The 15,133-nt window shown below is 53.3% G+C and carries 20 protein-coding genes; 2 read left to right on the top strand and 18 right to left on the bottom strand.

Features of this window, described 5'->3' with window-relative positions:
* Window position 1 precedes the first annotated feature (1 nt).
* From ABIE64_RS12980 to ABIE64_RS12920, 13 genes are all read right to left on the bottom strand, one after another.
* Window positions 2-826 carry a hypothetical protein gene (locus ABIE64_RS12980; RefSeq protein WP_354377643.1) on the bottom strand — a complete coding sequence of 275 codons (825 nt, stop codon included), beginning with the start codon at window positions 824-826 and terminating at the stop codon, window positions 2-4.
* A complete protein-coding gene (locus ABIE64_RS12975; RefSeq protein WP_354377642.1) occupies window positions 819-1,100 on the bottom strand; it encodes a hypothetical protein in 282 nt (93 codons plus the stop codon). The genes ABIE64_RS12980 and ABIE64_RS12975 overlap by 8 nt, the downstream gene beginning before the upstream one ends.
* 124 nt (window positions 1,101-1,224) lie before the next feature.
* The gene (locus ABIE64_RS12970; RefSeq protein ID WP_354377641.1) at window positions 1,225-1,461 is read right to left on the bottom strand and encodes a hypothetical protein; all 237 of its coding nucleotides are present in this window, start codon (window positions 1,459-1,461) and stop codon (window positions 1,225-1,227) included.
* Window positions 1,462-1,670: 209 nt separating this feature from the next.
* A complete protein-coding gene (locus ABIE64_RS12965; protein ID WP_354377640.1) occupies window positions 1,671-3,380 on the bottom strand; it encodes a DNA polymerase in 1,710 nt (569 codons plus the stop codon).
* A 341-nt stretch (window positions 3,381-3,721) separates the two neighbouring features.
* Window positions 3,722-4,354, bottom strand: coding sequence for a hypothetical protein (locus ABIE64_RS12960; protein ID WP_354377639.1), 633 nt, complete (start codon window positions 4,352-4,354; stop codon window positions 3,722-3,724).
* 109 nt (window positions 4,355-4,463) lie between these two features.
* On the bottom strand, window positions 4,464-6,080 hold the full coding sequence (locus tag ABIE64_RS12955; RefSeq protein ID WP_354377638.1) for a DnaB-like helicase C-terminal domain-containing protein: 1,617 nt from the start codon (window positions 6,078-6,080) through the stop codon (window positions 4,464-4,466).
* Between the two features lie 418 nt (window positions 6,081-6,498).
* Entirely contained in the window at window positions 6,499-6,714 is a 216-nt protein-coding gene (locus ABIE64_RS12950) for a hypothetical protein (RefSeq protein WP_354377637.1), read from the bottom strand.
* A 2-nt stretch (window positions 6,715-6,716) separates the two neighbouring features.
* Entirely contained in the window at window positions 6,717-6,938 is a 222-nt protein-coding gene (locus tag ABIE64_RS12945; protein ID WP_354377636.1) for a hypothetical protein, read from the bottom strand.
* Entirely contained in the window at window positions 6,935-7,444 is a 510-nt protein-coding gene (locus ABIE64_RS12940) for a helix-turn-helix domain-containing protein (RefSeq protein WP_354377635.1), read from the bottom strand. Before ABIE64_RS12940 ends, ABIE64_RS12945 begins: the two co-directional genes overlap by 4 nt.
* Before the next feature lie 137 nt (window positions 7,445-7,581).
* Window positions 7,582-8,085, bottom strand: coding sequence for a peptidoglycan recognition protein family protein (locus ABIE64_RS12935; RefSeq protein ID WP_354377634.1), 504 nt, complete (start codon window positions 8,083-8,085; stop codon window positions 7,582-7,584).
* Window positions 8,078-8,581 (bottom strand): PDDEXK family nuclease, encoded by a 504-nt coding sequence (locus tag ABIE64_RS12930; protein ID WP_354377633.1) that lies wholly within the window; start codon window positions 8,579-8,581, stop codon window positions 8,078-8,080. The genes ABIE64_RS12935 and ABIE64_RS12930 overlap by 8 nt, the downstream gene beginning before the upstream one ends.
* Entirely contained in the window at window positions 8,541-9,206 is a 666-nt protein-coding gene (locus tag ABIE64_RS12925; protein ID WP_354377632.1) for a hypothetical protein, read from the bottom strand. The genes ABIE64_RS12930 and ABIE64_RS12925 overlap by 41 nt, the downstream gene beginning before the upstream one ends.
* Window positions 9,207-9,288: 82 nt before the next feature.
* The gene (locus ABIE64_RS12920) at window positions 9,289-9,708 is read right to left on the bottom strand and encodes a hypothetical protein (protein WP_354377631.1); all 420 of its coding nucleotides are present in this window, start codon (window positions 9,706-9,708) and stop codon (window positions 9,289-9,291) included.
* A gap of 48 nt (window positions 9,709-9,756) precedes the next feature.
* Here ABIE64_RS12920 and ABIE64_RS12915 point away from each other — a divergent pair, with 48 nt between their 5' ends.
* Entirely contained in the window at window positions 9,757-9,939 is a 183-nt protein-coding gene (locus ABIE64_RS12915) for a hypothetical protein (RefSeq protein ID WP_354377630.1), read from the top strand.
* A gap of 184 nt (window positions 9,940-10,123) precedes the next feature.
* Here ABIE64_RS12915 and ABIE64_RS12910 read toward each other — a convergent pair whose 3' ends face one another.
* The 5 genes from ABIE64_RS12910 to ABIE64_RS12890 all read right to left on the bottom strand — a co-directional run bounded on the left by ABIE64_RS12910 (window position 10,124) and on the right by ABIE64_RS12890 (window position 14,395).
* Window positions 10,124-10,387, bottom strand: a complete 264-nt coding sequence (locus ABIE64_RS12910) for a hypothetical protein (RefSeq protein ID WP_354377629.1) — start codon at window positions 10,385-10,387, stop codon at window positions 10,124-10,126.
* The gene (locus ABIE64_RS12905; protein WP_354377628.1) at window positions 10,374-10,727 is read right to left on the bottom strand and encodes a hypothetical protein; all 354 of its coding nucleotides are present in this window, start codon (window positions 10,725-10,727) and stop codon (window positions 10,374-10,376) included. Before ABIE64_RS12905 ends, ABIE64_RS12910 begins: the two co-directional genes overlap by 14 nt.
* A complete protein-coding gene (locus tag ABIE64_RS12900) occupies window positions 10,714-10,989 on the bottom strand; it encodes a hypothetical protein (protein ID WP_354377627.1) in 276 nt (91 codons plus the stop codon). Before ABIE64_RS12900 ends, ABIE64_RS12905 begins: the two co-directional genes overlap by 14 nt.
* Window positions 10,990-11,115: 126 nt before the next feature.
* Entirely contained in the window at window positions 11,116-11,385 is a 270-nt protein-coding gene (locus ABIE64_RS12895; RefSeq protein ID WP_354377626.1) for a hypothetical protein, read from the bottom strand.
* Between the two features lie 406 nt (window positions 11,386-11,791).
* Window positions 11,792-14,395, bottom strand: coding sequence for a DNA-directed RNA polymerase (locus ABIE64_RS12890; RefSeq protein WP_354377625.1), 2,604 nt, complete (start codon window positions 14,393-14,395; stop codon window positions 11,792-11,794).
* Window positions 14,396-14,999: 604 nt separating this feature from the next.
* Here ABIE64_RS12890 and ABIE64_RS12885 point away from each other — a divergent pair.
* A partial coding sequence (locus ABIE64_RS12885) for an IS630 transposase-related protein (protein WP_354377740.1) occupies window positions 15,000-15,133 on the top strand: 134 nt, incomplete at its 3' end.

Raw genomic sequence — 15,133 nt, 5'->3', positions numbered from 1 at the left:
CTTATTTAGGAGACCACAAGATCGGCTTGGCTTTCTTGAAGTCGTAGTCCTCGTAATGGAGGATACGGGCCACTCGGGCCTGCGTAAGGGCTTCAGCTTCAGAAAGACCGGCAGCGACGTAGAAGGACACAACGACATCCCACATGCTGTCCGCGTCTGCGAACTCGTAGCGGGTTTCGACCTGGCCTTTGCGCTTACCTCGGGTGATCTCATGGCGATATGGAACGAGCTTCTGGAGTTCTTCCAGCGCCTTCCGGGCTTTCTCTGCGCCTACCCCCGGACAACCGCTGTAACCATCCGTGGTGTCCCCTGTGAGCGTCTGGAACATATGCCAGAACTCTGCTTCCTCAGGGCTGATCTCTTGCACACCGTCCTCAAGATGGCGGCAATACAGACCGGGGATGGTCTTCATGTCTTTGTCGAGAGAGACGATGATCGGCTGGCCGTGCTCGCGTTTGAACTTCGGCCACGTTGCCAGAATACCGAGGACATCATCCCCTTCAAGACCGGGACGAAGGAAGGTTTCGTACCCGCTTTCTTCGATCAACCATTCACGCATACGCTTGAGAGCGATCGGTTTGCGGGTGTTAAGACGGTTGCCTTTGTAGGTCGGCAGTACTTTCTTTCGGAAGTTCCCGTCACTGTCTGTCAATGCAATGACTGCCTTATCAGCTTTGAGCTTCTTCATGCAGTCTTGGATTTCCGCATTGATTTTGGCGCGGACTTCCTTTTCGTTCACCCAAAGTTGCCACTCGAACGGTTCAAGCTCTACGGCAACTTCGGATGACGAGCAGGCTTTGTAGGCGACGACATCGCCATCAATCAAAAGTGTTGTCAGGTGTATCCTCCCTCACTTCCAGACCGGGAAGCGGACCTAGGAAGTTATAAACTTGTTGAGAAACAAGGGTCTTGCGTCGGTTGTAGTCAGCCATAAAATCAATCCCTAAAGCAGATAGACCCTCGCGAACCTCACGGATGGCCTTGGCTTCTTGTAAGCTAGTCTCGTGTTCTTTGAGTTCTTCAGGGGTAGTACAGACTTTGCAATACGGTGGCGCAATTCCTTGGTGATGACCGCACCGGGAGCAATCGTAATGTGCCATTAGAAACACACCACGTCGCTCTCAGGTTCTTTCCCGAAAACCACTTGGAGTAGGAACGCAGCGAGTATAAGGGCGAACATCCATACAACCGCAGCAAGCCCATATCCGATCAAATCTCCGGGGGTCATTTGTTGCTCCATACTTCAAAATGCTTCGGGTTATCCAGCACACGCTTCAGGGCTTTCTGCATCCGTTCAATAAGACGGTTGCGGCCTTGTTTCCACTTAGCCATCTTCCGTTCTCGTTCTGCATAGGCTTTAGCGCGTTCCTGCGGTGTCATATCAGGTCGGGACACCACCCAATAAGGCTGCTCTGCCGCCTCAACGAGGGCTTCGATTTCTTCACGTTCTGCATCAGTCACTACTGAAGTGCTCCCATAGATAAACCAGCCCAAACGGCGTTGGCCTGAAGGTGTTACTGAAGGTCCGCTTATCGGTGATTGTGGTGATCAGACCGCAACATGCAGCTTGAGCCACGACCTCGGCATGGACCCGAGCGAAATTAGATCTGGTGGTGAAGGGTTTGAGATAGGCCCGGTGGATCACTTTGAGGAGTTTCTTGCCCTCGTGATCAGTGGGTATCGGCCCAATTGTTTCCGATTTTGTATTCACCATCGGTAGGGCAACGGAAGCCAAAGTGCTCCCCGGCTCGGCGGATGCACTCGACTGCGACTTGACCGACTTCATCGGCAATGTCCTCTCTTGCGAGTGTCTGGAGTTCGTCGTGGACGTGCGCTACCAAGGCATAGTCAACGCCAAAGACGTAACCACGAGCGGTCAGCTCCTCGTAGAAGAAGACCGTCGCCTGTTTGACGATAAGCGCACCTGCGGATTGCAGGAGGGTATTCAGGGCAGCATGGGCCGACCGGATGTGTAGACGGCGACCATCAAGACCCTTGAGGTACTTCTTGCGCTTTGCTGCGGCTGCGACTTCTTCGCGCAAACGTTTGAGCGCAGGGGTCTCTTTCAGGAACTTAGATTTGAGAGCCTTACCCTTCTGTTTCTTGAGCTGAGGGCTGGCGAGAGGAAGAACGATTGAGCCAATCTTCTCGTCCCCTGCCCCATACAGGAAGGCATAGATAAAGGTCTTGGCGTTATCGCGGGTCGGAAGTCCAGCGGCCAATTGGTTGACCGTGTGGATATCCCCGTTAAGCAGGATCGCAACGTAAGCGCCCGCATCGTACTTCGCCATGAAGTGACCGAGGCAGCGCAACTCAAGACCACTGGCATCTGCCCCCACCAGCTTCCACCCTTCAGGGGCGTAGAAAAGCTCTCGGCATTCATGGCCGTAGGGGGCGCGAACGGAAGGGGTTTGAGCGACGTTGGGATTGCGGTGGGTGCAGCGTCCAGTGACCGCGCCGTTGGTGATTACCCGGCCATGAATACGCCCATCGGACAACACCATCTTCAGCCAAGCGTTGCGGCCTTCAGCCAACATACCGAGGCGCTTCTGGATCATCAGGTATTCGTTCAGGAGTTTGGCTTCAGGCCACTCCAGTTTATCCAACGTGGTCTCGTCAATCTTCGGCTTGCCGTTGGTCGTGAACTCAGATGGTGTCCACCCATAGATAGCCTTGAGACGATCTGCGATATGATCACGGGAGCCAGCGTTAAAGACGATTTGCTTTGTCTTGTAGGTGAGCTGTCCCTTGACATAACCGCGTGACTTGTTGTTGGCCTTGGGTACGAAAGGTGTCTTCACTTCCCACGGCGGGAATGCTTCCTGAAGGGCTTGTTCAAGCTCCAGTCGTCGGGTCAGGAGTTTCCGGTGGAGTTCAAAAGCCTTCTCGGAGTTGAACGGAAAGCCAAACTGTTCTTGCTTCCAGATGACCCAAGCGAACTTGTGTTCAAGCTCAATGGCCTGCTGGCTGTATTCCTTGGCTTCGATCTTCAGGAGGAGAGCGTGGGTAACTTCTACGTCAAGCTCGCAATAATCCTGCATTGCGATGTTCCAAGCGGCCCAAGGATCAAGACCCTTTGCCTTCATTTCCTTGGAGTAGTCGCCCTTGTGTAAGCCGAGGATATGACCCCAAGCTTCGAGGCCGTGACTTCCGATTAGCTGCTTAGGGAACTCAGGGTGTTTCTTGGCGAACTTGAAGTGGTTGTCCCGGATTTCCGGCCAGATAAGGCGGGAGATAATCAGGGTGTCCAGCGCCTTGCTTTCTTCGATCTTGAACCAAGGGTAGACAATTCGGAGGGCGGGGATATCGAAGTTGATAATGTTGTGGCCGATCACCTGATCAGCTTCCATCAGAAGACGAAGGCCGTCTTCGATGCTCATGTAGGTAACGTCTGGTTTCTGGTCCAGAACGTTGTAGCACTCGCAACAAGAGAGCACTGCCCCGGCGTCGGGGTCTTTCAGGACCAACGAGTGAACGGTATCCATCGTATCTAGGAGACCGTTCGTCTCGCAGTCAAAGATCAGGCGGTTCACTCGTTATCGACAACCAGTCGCATTGAGTTGCGCCGCGCAAGAAAAGCAGCTTCATATTTGTCTGCTGCATTCTGAAGGCGGATTGCTGTGTTAACCGAGGGTGCCCGGTTGAAAACTTTAGCAGCCCGCTTCACTTCATTTCGGAGACGGGCAACCATCTCCATAGAAGGGATTTCGGCTGTCATAGATCACCAGTGAAAATCGTGAGGGAGATACACCTGGGCATGGCGACGAACGACGCTCACCACAGGACGGCTTGGGGCAATGGATTTCGGAGTTGCCCGGATGAAGATGCGCCAGCAATCCTCGGTCGCGGCGGTGCCACGGTGCGGGGTGAGCTGATCCATCTGGACCCATTCTTGGGAAGGAACTGCGAAGTTGTGGTCCTTCAGCGGGTCCTTCTTCATATGACGGTCGAGGTCACCATGATCTTTCGGTGCATACTCGAACTGGAAGCCCTGCCCCATGAACTCGGTGGTCGGCTTCCCGCTCACCCAAAGAAACATCGGGTCCGCATTGGGATCGACTTTGGAGTAATCAAGCTTCCCATCGTCACCACGCGGCACATTGTCGCAGTGCCAGTTCGGGATGCACGGATACATTCCCTTGAACAGCATGTGGATTTTGACATCGTATTCATAGTCCCCCAAGAGAGGGATAGGCGAGCAGCGAATGACCGCAGCCAGCTCCGGGAAGTGTTCCAGAACGTCCCCATAGGTGCCCCGGTGGATACCACAGGGACCGGCTTGCAGTTGTTCCACCGTAGGCAACGGCAGCTCAGTGGTCCGAAAACCTGTAATCTTTGGTGCTTTGAAAATCATAAAAGCGTCCTCTCGCTGGAGTGACTGGAAAAGAACGGGGCCACCCGAAGGCGACCCCGCAAGTTGAGGGAGGAAGTCAGAACTGGATTGCACTAGTGGAATGTAAAAGCTAAAAGCTCTCGCCGGTTTCGTCGTCGAACATTCCGGGCTTCTCGAATAGTCGCCCTTCTTCGGGGTCGTATCCGAGATAGAAAACTTGGCCGGTTGCTTGGCCGGTATAACGATCCTTGAGAACGCGGAAGGTTGTCGTCTGGCGTTCTTCTTCGTCTTCGGCCTGCTGGTTGCGCTCAAGGCCAAACATATAATGGCACCAGAAGCCGATAGCGCGTGAGCCTTTGAAGTGCCGGATCATAACGCGCCCGCCTTCCTCGTGCGGTTTACCATCAGGTGTCGCAAGGTGGGAAACGAGGATGATCATGATGTCTAGTTCTTTGACCAGACCGCCCATGTCAGCAGTTATCCGCTCAAGGCCCTTCTTCTCGTCCTCCTCGGCAGCAGCAAGCGCCGTCAGGTGGTCCAAATAGAAGATGCGGACGCCTTCGCTGTGATACAGGTAGCGTATGCGCTTCTCTATGATCTCCCAATCGGCTGTCCCGAAGTGGTCGAACATATAGAGATTACCTGTGACTTCGAGTTTCTCAATGGTGTCGATAAGTTCTTGCTCAGTCCATCCTGCGTCCGGGACATGGAAGCGGCGACCGGCATTCTTCCCTGCTACGCGCTTGGCAGTCTCGACCGGCTGTTGCTCAAGGAAGAACAACCCGACCTTCTGGTTCAACTCGGTGATATCGAAGTCAACTTGCTGTGTCAGGAGGTCGGTCTTACCAACCCCTGTCCCGGCACCAAGACCGTAGATTTCACCATAGCGCCGACCGTGGGTTAACTTGGTGAGCGTCGGGAGGACCCAAGGGAGACCGACCTGAATAGGCTTCAGGGCCTCACCTTTGATGTCTGATAGCGTCACGATGCCTTCGGGGCGATAGACCTTTGCACCCCATACAGCGTCGATTAGCTCCTTACCTCGGCGCTCTTTGAGCATCTCGTTTGCGTCTTTGAGTGGCAACGAGGCGATCTTGGCTTTGCCGGGGGTAAGCATCAGGGCGCATTCACGTGCGGCTTCCTGTCCCGGATCATCCATGTCGAACAGAAACACGACGGTCTCAAACTGTTCGATCCAGTTGAGCCACTGCGCAATATCTTTCTTTGCAGCCTGTGCGCCAGACTTGATGCTGACTACGGGATACTTGTTGCCCCATATCTGTGACATGGACATAGCATCAAGTTCGCCTTCGGTAATCGTGAGCATCTTGCCGCCGTCACGCCAAAGGTGCTGACCGAATAGCTGCGTCTTTTTCTTGTCCCCGATCCACGGGAAATCTTTGGTTTTCGTTCGAACGTGTTGCGCAATCACAGTACCGCTTTCATCGCGGTAGGATGCAACATGGACACGCTGGCCTGACATGGTGGCTTCACCATATCCGAACTTCTTGAAGGTATCCGGGGTTATCTCCCGGATCACGCGGTCGATTGGCTCGACCTTTAGGAGGTCTGCGGACACGCGGGTTTTCTTTCGTTGGGGGAGTTCCTCGCCTTCGGGCGGGTAGTAGTGGTGACAGGAAAAGCAGTGGCGATGCCCGTCTGAATACAAAGCACAGGCATCGCTTGAACCGCATTCCTCGCAGGGTCCCTTTTCAAGGAACTCGCTGTCATCGTCGCGGTCTGTCAAGTTAGCACCAAACAGAACGGCTCTTAGAGGCTAGGACAAGACCGCCAACGACAATGACGATGACCCATATCACGCCCCACAGGAAGCCAAGCCAGAGAGGAGCGAGCACCCAAATCCACGACCAAGCGATCACAGCGCAAAGTTTAAGACCGACGAAAAGTACGGTCAGAAGAACAAGTAAAAGACCCATGAAGTCCCTTTCAAATTAAAACACCCGGCTCACCTTCAGGGTGAAACGCGGGTGCTTGGTGATTTCAGCGATGATGCCCTTGGTGATAATTTCGATAGTCACCGAAGGGTCTTGATCGGACTGCTTGAGGGAGAGGATGCGCCCTACCCGAGGCTCACAAATGCCATCAGGTTTGCAGGCTACAAGGTCTCCCTCGGCAATCAGGTTACCTATAGCGTCGAAAATGTCTTAGGCACCTTCGCCCAGGAACGTCTTCAGGTTGTTCGCAGCTTTGAAAGCGCGGTTGTTTTCGTCGGCCAGCGCCGAGTTTTCTTCACGGATCGACTTGATGATCTGGCGGTTCGCCCGGATTTTATCGGCGGTCGTTTCCATGTGGGCTTCGAGCTGGTCGAGGGTCTTGCGGAAGTTGGACAGGATGGTGTCGAGGTTTTTCTTGAAGATCATTCTTAGAGTTCCTTGATTGCCTTGATAACCGTCGTGGTTAAGCGGGTGATGGTTCGGTTTTTCCCGTGGAGTTGATAGCCTATGGTTGCGTAGTGAGAACCGAAAGTGCCTTCAGTGATTTTCTTGATCTCGCCACAGCGAAGGCTGGAGCTGCGGTAGCTCAGGACATCAAAAGCAACCGTGTCACCGACTGCCAGTGCATTCCCAACGAGGTCCTTTCTCATTTGTAGCTGCCCGAGAATTTGTACCGGGTGTAACGCTTCTTGGTCACCGGATGCTGACGACGTTCACGCTCAAAGCGGACGCCAAGGTCTTCCATGTCGCAGATGCGGCGAGACAAGGCAGCACTGGTGATCCCATAGTTGACCATCGCATCAAGGGCGGTGATGTGACCGGCGCTGACAATGTGTTTGAAGATGGTCTGTTCCTGCGGAGACAGAAGGTGCATCGGGATATCCGGGATACCAATAATTCCGGCTTCCTTGGCTTCCTCGCTTTGGACAGCGACAAGGGCGTGACCGCTGAGATACCAGCCATGAGGCTTTTCGATGATACCCGGCTCGGCTGCACGGCGACCCACGCCATTGCCTGTGTGACCATCAAAGTCGGTATTGAACTCGACAAAATAACCACGGGCGTTGACCTCACGGATAACCCCGACGTGACCTTCAGCACGGCCAGCGGATGACAAAGCCTTAACGACCATGCCTACTTCAAATTGGTTACTCATACGTTTCCTTTCCTTCTGTTGGTTGCGCATAAACCGGCGCTGGAAACTGAAAAAGAAAAGGGCGAGCACCCGAAGATGCCCGCCCCTGACAGGGAGAGATGAAAATGACCAGCCGCTACTCTGATCTAAGGTGCAACCTAATTGGCGGCACCGCAGTTTGAGCAATGGTTGCAAGCCTTACAGGCCCGCCCGTCTCGCTCACCTTCGCTGACCTTGCGATCAGCAAGCCAGTCCTGCACATTGAACGCAGGGCAAGCTTTATCAGCCACCTCGTTGTGACCGATGACCTCCGCGCCCGGATACATTTCAAGCATCTGGTCCACGAGGACATCCAGTGCTTCCCATTGTTCCGGCGTGAAGTTGGCTTCAGGTTTCGGGTGGCGATCCTTAATGAGCGTCTCGTGGACACCGCCGACTAGGCAGATACCGACCGACTTGTCATTAAAGCCTTTGGCATGAGCGCCTACCTGATTGACATCGCGGCCACGCTCTACTGTACCATCGCGACGGATGACCCAATGGTAGCCGATGCCTAGCCAGCCGCGCTCACGGTGCCAGCGGTCGATTTCTTTTGCACCGATATCCATTGAGGGCTTGGTGGCAGCGCAGTGAATGATGATGAAGTCTGTTACCTTACGCATTCAGGTTGATACCTACGTTAGAGAGCGCATCCCCGCGTTCGGTGGACAGGGCTTCGTCAAGCCATACCAAGGGGATCGTGCCCTTGGCATACTTGAAGCCGTGTTTGTCGCACCACATTGCGTAAGTCGTTTTGCTCTGCTTCGAGATACGGGAGTTCGGATTGGAGAACACGAACCGGATGTCCAGCGCAGGGTGCTGCGTTTTGATCAGCAGGTGCTTCTGGCGGTCTTCGGTTACGAACCGTCCCTTGGTCTCGATGATAATTCCATTTTCAAGGATGAAGTCGGGGGTGTACTTGGCATTGAACGCGGGTCTTACGTATCGAATTACGTCCGTCTCAAAGCGGACTTTCAGCCCTGCCCGTTCAATCTGTTTTGCTACCGTTTCTTCCAGCCCCGACCGAAAGCCGTACTTAAGGCCGACCTGTTGTGGCGTGGAGGCAGACTTCTTGCTATTAGAAGTCTTCTTCATCGTCACCCGCATCATCGCCATCATCGGACTGGTCTTCGCCGCTTTCGTCGCCGAAGCCATCTTCCATATCGTCAGCGTCGAAGCCGCCTTCTTCAGCACCGAAAGCAAGATCACCGCCACCAAATTCGACCAGCTCGATAATCTGAGCGCCGAGGAGACGGAGGCTGACACCGGCACCAACCTGTGCGGTGAAGAATGGGTTCATCTGGAAAGCGATCTTCCCGACCGTGCCGGAGCCAATCTTCAAGGCTTTGCGTTTTGCACCAGCGATGACACGACCACGGGCGTCATAAATCTTGACCGAGTTATCCCAAGTCTCGCCGGTCTTCGAGTTCTTGCCTTTGGCTTTCAGCTTGAAGTTAATCGCGATCTCGCCGGTTTCGTTACCGTCGTCGTCCAGAACTTCGCTGTAAGGCGCGTCTGCTTTCTTGACCTTCTTTTTCTTGGCCGGGGTCTCAGCTTTTTCAAGAGCATCCTGATAGGAAGCCTCAATGGCTGCGTCGATCTTCTCGATAAACGAACCAGCGGTGTCCGCATCAAGGATCAGCTTCACGGAATAGATACCTTCAGCATCAAACTTCGTGTCAGCTACAAGAAACTTCGGGTAAACGAATTTACCTTTCGGGCTGTATTCAGTTTTAAGGGCCATGTATTTCCTTTGCATATGTGGAGAGTTAAAGACAGCCGATTACCAGTTGTAGGTCCTTCGGCTGTCTTTGTGTGGCTTGTGGTTACAGGTGGTAAGCGATGGGATACCGGGGGAACTGTAAGGCGGGGTTTACATGAAACAAATCAGGTCGCCGCTGATAGAGACGCTCCAATTCTTCCCGTGCCTTTTCATAAGCGGTCAGGCTGTTACGTCCTGTAATCGGGCGAAACTGACGGAGTTTCATTAGGTCTTCAAGAGGCGCATCGGTAAGGAAGATGGTCTCCACATCCCATCCATCCGCACTCGGTACATGTTCAACGTGGAGCCGAACTTGGCGGGTGTTTGCGACGAATGGAGACCACGGCTCGCGATAGCGCGGCTCGTCCTGCACCAAGTAGTGAACGGTATAGTGGTTATGTGGCCGGTTGAATTCGGATACATCCATATGACCGAGAAGACGCTTGGTGTTCACCCGGTCGAGAACAGGAATAAGTCGGGTCATTCATCGCCCTCCGCGTCTGGCCCGTCGTTGTCAACCAGCCCCATCCACATGAACGGCACCATATACCAAAGCGGAGAAGGCGAAGACACAACCGGGGCAGATACCGAGGCAGCAGGTTGGGTCTTCGTGATCGGACTTGAAGCCTTCGTGGTTGAGGGCTTCGGGCTGCTGACCTTTGGCGCTGTCACCTTCGGGGAGCTGACCTTGGGTACGCTTGGCGTGGCCCGATAAGACGGTCGGGAATAGGAGTACGACCGGGAGAAACTCGGGGTCGAACGGAAGGAAGAATAACCAGCTTGCGCGGTGGACGGCCAGTTGGCGAATATGATCCCGAACAGGATCAGAAGGATACCGACGACAATAGCTGTAACGTCCGGCTTGATGTTGTGCTTTCCGCAGAAAGCTTCGAGTTTGTTCACCACTCATTCTCCATGTATTTGCGAACCGCCATGAACTCGGCACGACGGCCTTCTGCATGGTTCATGATGTTATCGACGCAGGTAAATGCGTCCTGGGGATTGACCTTGTGATGCTCACAGGCCAGTAGGAAGGTTGACGTGATGCCAACCATTTGCTCATGCGGCGTCATATCCTGAAGGCTATCAATCACGGTCATTGACGAGACCGCAGCAGCCTTAACCGGCAGGTTAGTCATAAGGTCCCGATCAAGCCGCGACATTGAGACCTCCTTGCGGACGCTTGTTGCGGTAATCCAGCAGGACTTTGTGGAGCTTGCCGGTCACGAAATCCATTTGACGACCCATTTCACAAAGGGCCACGTCAAGGTTCTTCGTGGTGTTCGTTGAGCGAACCGTGATGGTCACGGAAGCCGGGTCGATCAGGTCGAACGCATCAACAGCGGCAAGCTCGCGGATAAAGGCAATGGCTTCAGCCGGGGTGTCACAAATAACCTCGTGGTCATTTCCGAAAGCGCCGTTGAAAAGGGCTTCGGCCACCGCTTCACGCAACCAAGTGGTACGGTGCTGCGGGGTGCTGAGTTCGATATCAAAAGTCGCCATTGTCGTTCCCTTCGATAACATCTGCCAGCCCGTTAAAGGTCTCAGCCAGTGACCGGAGAGCCTTCGGTTCGAGACCAAAAATGACAGGAGGGTGTCCGAGAGGCGATGCACTGAAACCAAGGCGGACCACAGCATCGGTACGGCCACAGCAACGCACAAACAGCTCACCGAAGCGAGACACACCTTGGCGGATTTCCTTCGTGGTCACCTCAACCGTTTTCTCTCGGATGAAGGCCGGACCTTCGCGCTTAATGATAGGCATGGAGTTTTCCTTTTTCTCATTTGTCGAGTGCGTAAGAACGCCAAAAGAAAAACCGGCCCTCGACATGAGGACCGGCTTGGTAATTCTTAGGTGCAACCTAATTGATTTCTTTAGGCTGGCTGCGGGTTAGCCAATGTTGGCGTCAACTCTCCAGATCGGAGTTTGATCGAAGTAGGTGGTGGAACTTACCATCTGACAGTCGCCCATCTTAAGGAGCTGATCTTGTAGCTTCGAATACATGCGATAGCTCAACTCACCCGAGGGACTACCTTTGGTTCGACAGGCCCCAAGAAGGGCGCGAAGCACCCGCGCTTCCTTCATATCCATTTCAAGAACGATGTGGTCCTCTTTGACCGACTTCATGACTTCTTTGGTGATCTTCTTGGCTTCAGCCATATGTATTCCTTTCCGGTTGTCGGATACGTAAAAACGTTGGTTCATTCTTAGGTGCAACCTAATTGGAAACTGGCGGTCTGCCTCGGTTTCCGCTAAGGTCTGTGAAGGGCATGGGTGCTTCTATTTTGAGGAAGCACATGGATATTGAGAATGAGGGCGTCCCGGTGTCGGAGCTGGTCCGCCATGACTATGAAGAAATCCACTTCACTTGTCGGACCTGTCATCGCCACGTGAGCAAATCCCCCGCCGAGCTGGCTAAGATGGTCGGCCTTGAGATTGGCATCTGGACATTCACGAGACGCTTGAGGTGTGCCGAATGCGGACAACGAGATTTCACTGTCCGCATAGGGAGAGCTAAAGGTGTGCCAACAGGTGTCTACTGATTATATCTCACTTGTGGGATGCATTAAGCAAAAAAGAAGTCCGACCCTTTTACCAAGGATAAATCCAAGGTGCCTTTGGGCGGGACCGGTTTGATTTTCAGTTTCTTCTCGTCATCATAGACTTGAGAGACGATGGCCTCTCGAAACTCCTGAAGAACATCATGTTCCTCATACATATCCACGAAGGCTTCCCGGAGACACGCAGCAAGCATCTGAGTATCCGCTGCATGTGTCCCGAAGCTGTCATGGATCATCGCAAAGTGTGTCACCCCGTTCTGCGCCGCGTAATCCACGGACATCATGAGGTGGGCTGCGTCCATTGAGTGAACAAAGTTAGGGCTGACTGCGGACTGCATCCGTTTGTTGTCTAGGCGTTTGCTCTCCTTTGCGAGAGATAGGAAGATAACGCTATCCCCCATCTTAGATTTAACCCTGCAATGCTCAATGGTCCGGTACTCCTGAAGCACCGGGAAACCTACAGGTGTTGTCCAAGTGATCGGTAGGCCCTCACCTGCAACGATTTTGGCGCAACCCTGAAGCCACTCCATAGCGGCCCTTGCCGCGATTACAGTTTCACCGATGCCATCCCAAATTTGGGTGCTGAGAAGCTGGCTCATACGAAACAGGTCTTCTTCAGGGAAACCAAGGCGATCACCCCGTTCTTCACGCATCCATTGCTCCGTATATTCCCGGCACGAAAATACCGTTGAACCGTAGGGTAACGTCATCACCTGACGTTTGGTGGTCTTCCGGTCGATCCCGAGTGCAAGAAGTTTCTCTGCGTCAAGCTTATGCGTCCCACTTGTGGAACCCATTAGACGCAGTTTTTCCCTGACAATCTCTGCGACTATCCCATAGATGTCTGAAGGTTTATCAGATGGAACAAGGTTCACAGCCTTGCCCCCGACCGGATCGCGAAGCATTGCCGAGAAGTGTTGGATACCTGAACAAGAACCGTCCAAAGCGATAGGAAGGCTGGACTTGTAGCCGTAACCCTCGGTCAGGAAACCGGCCCACTCAAAGCAGAACGCGAGGAACTGCCAAGGTTTGTCAGCATCCAACCATGATTTACCTTCCCCTAAATCCATGTGCATTGTCCCGAGCGGGTCTTCAGCTATCGCTTTGATCTTCTCATTGCGATCTTCAACCCACCCGATGCGGTCATCAAGACTGGCTTTGTCATATCCAAAGACGTTCGCACCCTGCACAGCAAGCCAACCTGCGGCGACACCATCATTGATCGGCTTCCCCTCAGCGAATGTCAAAAGACCCTTCATCAGGTCCGGGCCTTGTGGATTGAACGAGGGAATTGCATAGATACGTCCCCGGAAGTCGAGTTGATACGGGAAGTAGATCGCCGCATCGTCCTTGAACATATCAGCTACCCAAAGAGTGCGGTTGGTCTGGACGCGCTTCGACCCCATAGCAAGGTTAAGCTCGTGGATACGCATTGCTCGCCGTTTCCAGTCCTTCAGGGCGTTCTCATCATTTTCGAAGCACTCGTGACCCCAAGCTTCTCTACGGCCACTGGCGGTGGTCCCTAGAGGCACTGCGGCATTGCACTTCGGACATTGAACATGCTTCACGTCGTCACGGATCGGGAGACCTGCAACATCGTTGCCCCTGTCCCAAATCTGGCGGGCCACTTCAAGCACCTCCGAGTTGATACGATAAGCCGACTGTTGAAGCCGGTTAACAGCCTCATACAGCATCGGCATTCCATCCGTGCGATGGTCCAGTTCATCCAGATAGTTATGATTAACAGCTTTGATCAGCGGGAGTTGCGGCACTGCATCCGTATGATATCCACCGTCACGGGTATTGGTCCATTCGACAGGAGGGATGATTGTAGGGAGCCATTGAGGGGTCAGGAGTTCACAACGGGCCACCTGCTTATCAATCCAACCCTTTGTCTTTTCGCTGCATACCACATAGCGGACGGTCTTGTGCTTACCTTTCTGGATGTCCATCATTTCAACCAGACCTGTCCGCTCAATGATAATCTCAAGCATCTTCAGGCCAACATGGAGCTTATCCACCTCCGGCCACGGGGTCCAATCGAAGTCATTACGGGTCATCGCCACTGCAAGGATGTTACGGCGGTATCCAAAGTCCGCTGATTTGGCGACCTTCTTCTTCACATACTTGATGGTCTTACCTTCCTTCTCCTTGCCTGTCTCACCGTCTATCACGCGATCCTGAGATTGCAATGCGTGGAACCTGCGCTCCACTTCAAGACGGCTCCCAATCTGGATACAAAGAGCCTGAAGGGTACGTCGTGCTGTTACACCATCAATGACAACCCGCAGCGCCAGCATAGCAGCGACCTGCTTATCCATTTCGTTGAAGTAGTGGACAGCGGTGTGACGTTTACCTGCCCGACCACTGTTTGCCTGTTCCATAAAATCTTCAATCCCCTTCACCACCGGATCAAGGCCATGAAGGAGCAGGCTTTGACCATACCGGGTCCCGGCTTCGTTCTTCTTTTGGCGGGCGTCTGTGACTTTCTTCTGAAAAGCGTCCTTACCTAATCCCAACATCCGAAGCTCCAGGTCGATCTGACGGGCAACCAAAGGCTCGCCATAAGTGGTCTTCAGGTTCAGTTCATCAAGTTTCGTAGCGGTCATTCGATGTTCCTTTTGCTGGCGTAAATCTCATGGGGAAGTAACCGGCTTATCTAAGGTGCAACCTAATTGGAGAGGCCCGGTTTTCTGCGGTTTTGCACCGCCATTGCACCATTGGGGTATTGCACCAATATCCATCGCCAAAGTGGGATGTATTGAGGCAAAGAAAAAACCAGCCCTGAAACCAAGGCTGGCTCTACGTTCGGAGGGTGTTGTGCATTAGTGGGACATATTAGCGATGGAACCTAAATCCAGCGCGTCTACCAGTTCCGCCACGCCCGCACACAAGCATACCAAACACACCGGAAGTACCGGTGTGGGTGCGCCTTAATACAAACTTCGATCATGTCATGCAAGCATCGCCTTTTAGACAGATGCATTCAGGTGGAAAATTAATTTGAAACGGGCCGGTTTTCTGCGTTTCACAAGATTGTTGGAAGGTTGAAAAAACTACCCGAAAAAGCATTTTCGCCCATCAAACATCGACTTCAGGAGCCCGAACGCAGCCGATTTGCGATAAAACTAAAGCATTTTGCGTTTTATAGGAATCATTGAAGGGATTCCCCTTAGTGTATTTATGTGATTCACTTCCGTCAGGAGGTGCTTCATGGGCAAACCGTACTCATTGGATCTTCGGGAACGGATCGTTAGATATATAGAGCAGGGCCATTCAGCGCGTGCGGCGGCGGCTGTATTCGGTGTTTCTGCGAGCACGGCAGTGCGTCTCGCTGCGGCTTATCG

It is taken from the genome of Thalassospira sp. MBR-102 (genome assembly GCF_040549275.1).
GTDB lineage: Bacteria > Pseudomonadota > Alphaproteobacteria > Rhodospirillales > Thalassospiraceae > Thalassospira > Thalassospira xiamenensis.
This window is presented reverse-complemented; position numbering and strand designations above follow the sequence as displayed.

What these genes read in the sequence shown, in the direction of transcription:
- ABIE64_RS12900 (WP_354377627.1), bottom strand. Translation starts at nt 10,989, where the DNA reads ATGCCTATCATTAAGCGCGAAGGTCCGGCCTTCATCCGAGAGAAAACG.
- ABIE64_RS12975 (WP_354377642.1), bottom strand. Translation starts at nt 1,100, where the DNA reads ATGGCACATTACGATTGCTCCCGGTGCGGTCATCACCAAGGAATTGCG.
- ABIE64_RS12940 (WP_354377635.1), bottom strand. Translation starts at nt 7,444, where the DNA reads ATGAGTAACCAATTTGAAGTAGGCATGGTCGTTAAGGCTTTGTCATCC.
- ABIE64_RS12890 (WP_354377625.1), bottom strand. Translation starts at nt 14,395, where the DNA reads ATGACCGCTACGAAACTTGATGAACTGAACCTGAAGACCACTTATGGC.
- ABIE64_RS12915 (WP_354377630.1), top strand. Translation starts at nt 9,757, where the DNA reads ATGAACGGCACCATATACCAAAGCGGAGAAGGCGAAGACACAACCGGG.
- ABIE64_RS12895 (WP_354377626.1), bottom strand. Translation starts at nt 11,385, where the DNA reads ATGGCTGAAGCCAAGAAGATCACCAAAGAAGTCATGAAGTCGGTCAAA.
- ABIE64_RS12905 (WP_354377628.1), bottom strand. Translation starts at nt 10,727, where the DNA reads ATGGCGACTTTTGATATCGAACTCAGCACCCCGCAGCACCGTACCACT.
- ABIE64_RS12920 (WP_354377631.1), bottom strand. Translation starts at nt 9,708, where the DNA reads ATGACCCGACTTATTCCTGTTCTCGACCGGGTGAACACCAAGCGTCTT.
- ABIE64_RS12930 (WP_354377633.1), bottom strand. Translation starts at nt 8,581, where the DNA reads ATGATGGCGATGATGCGGGTGACGATGAAGAAGACTTCTAATAGCAAG.
- ABIE64_RS12965 (WP_354377640.1), bottom strand. Translation starts at nt 3,380, where the DNA reads ATGAGCATCGAAGACGGCCTTCGTCTTCTGATGGAAGCTGATCAGGTG.
- ABIE64_RS12950 (WP_354377637.1), bottom strand. Translation starts at nt 6,714, where the DNA reads ATGATCTTCAAGAAAAACCTCGACACCATCCTGTCCAACTTCCGCAAG.
- ABIE64_RS12925 (WP_354377632.1), bottom strand. Translation starts at nt 9,206, where the DNA reads ATGGCCCTTAAAACTGAATACAGCCCGAAAGGTAAATTCGTTTACCCG.
- ABIE64_RS12935 (WP_354377634.1), bottom strand. Translation starts at nt 8,085, where the DNA reads ATGCGTAAGGTAACAGACTTCATCATCATTCACTGCGCTGCCACCAAG.
- ABIE64_RS12910 (WP_354377629.1), bottom strand. Translation starts at nt 10,387, where the DNA reads ATGTCGCGGCTTGATCGGGACCTTATGACTAACCTGCCGGTTAAGGCT.
- ABIE64_RS12945 (WP_354377636.1), bottom strand. Translation starts at nt 6,938, where the DNA reads ATGAGAAAGGACCTCGTTGGGAATGCACTGGCAGTCGGTGACACGGTT.
- ABIE64_RS12960 (WP_354377639.1), bottom strand. Translation starts at nt 4,354, where the DNA reads ATGATTTTCAAAGCACCAAAGATTACAGGTTTTCGGACCACTGAGCTG.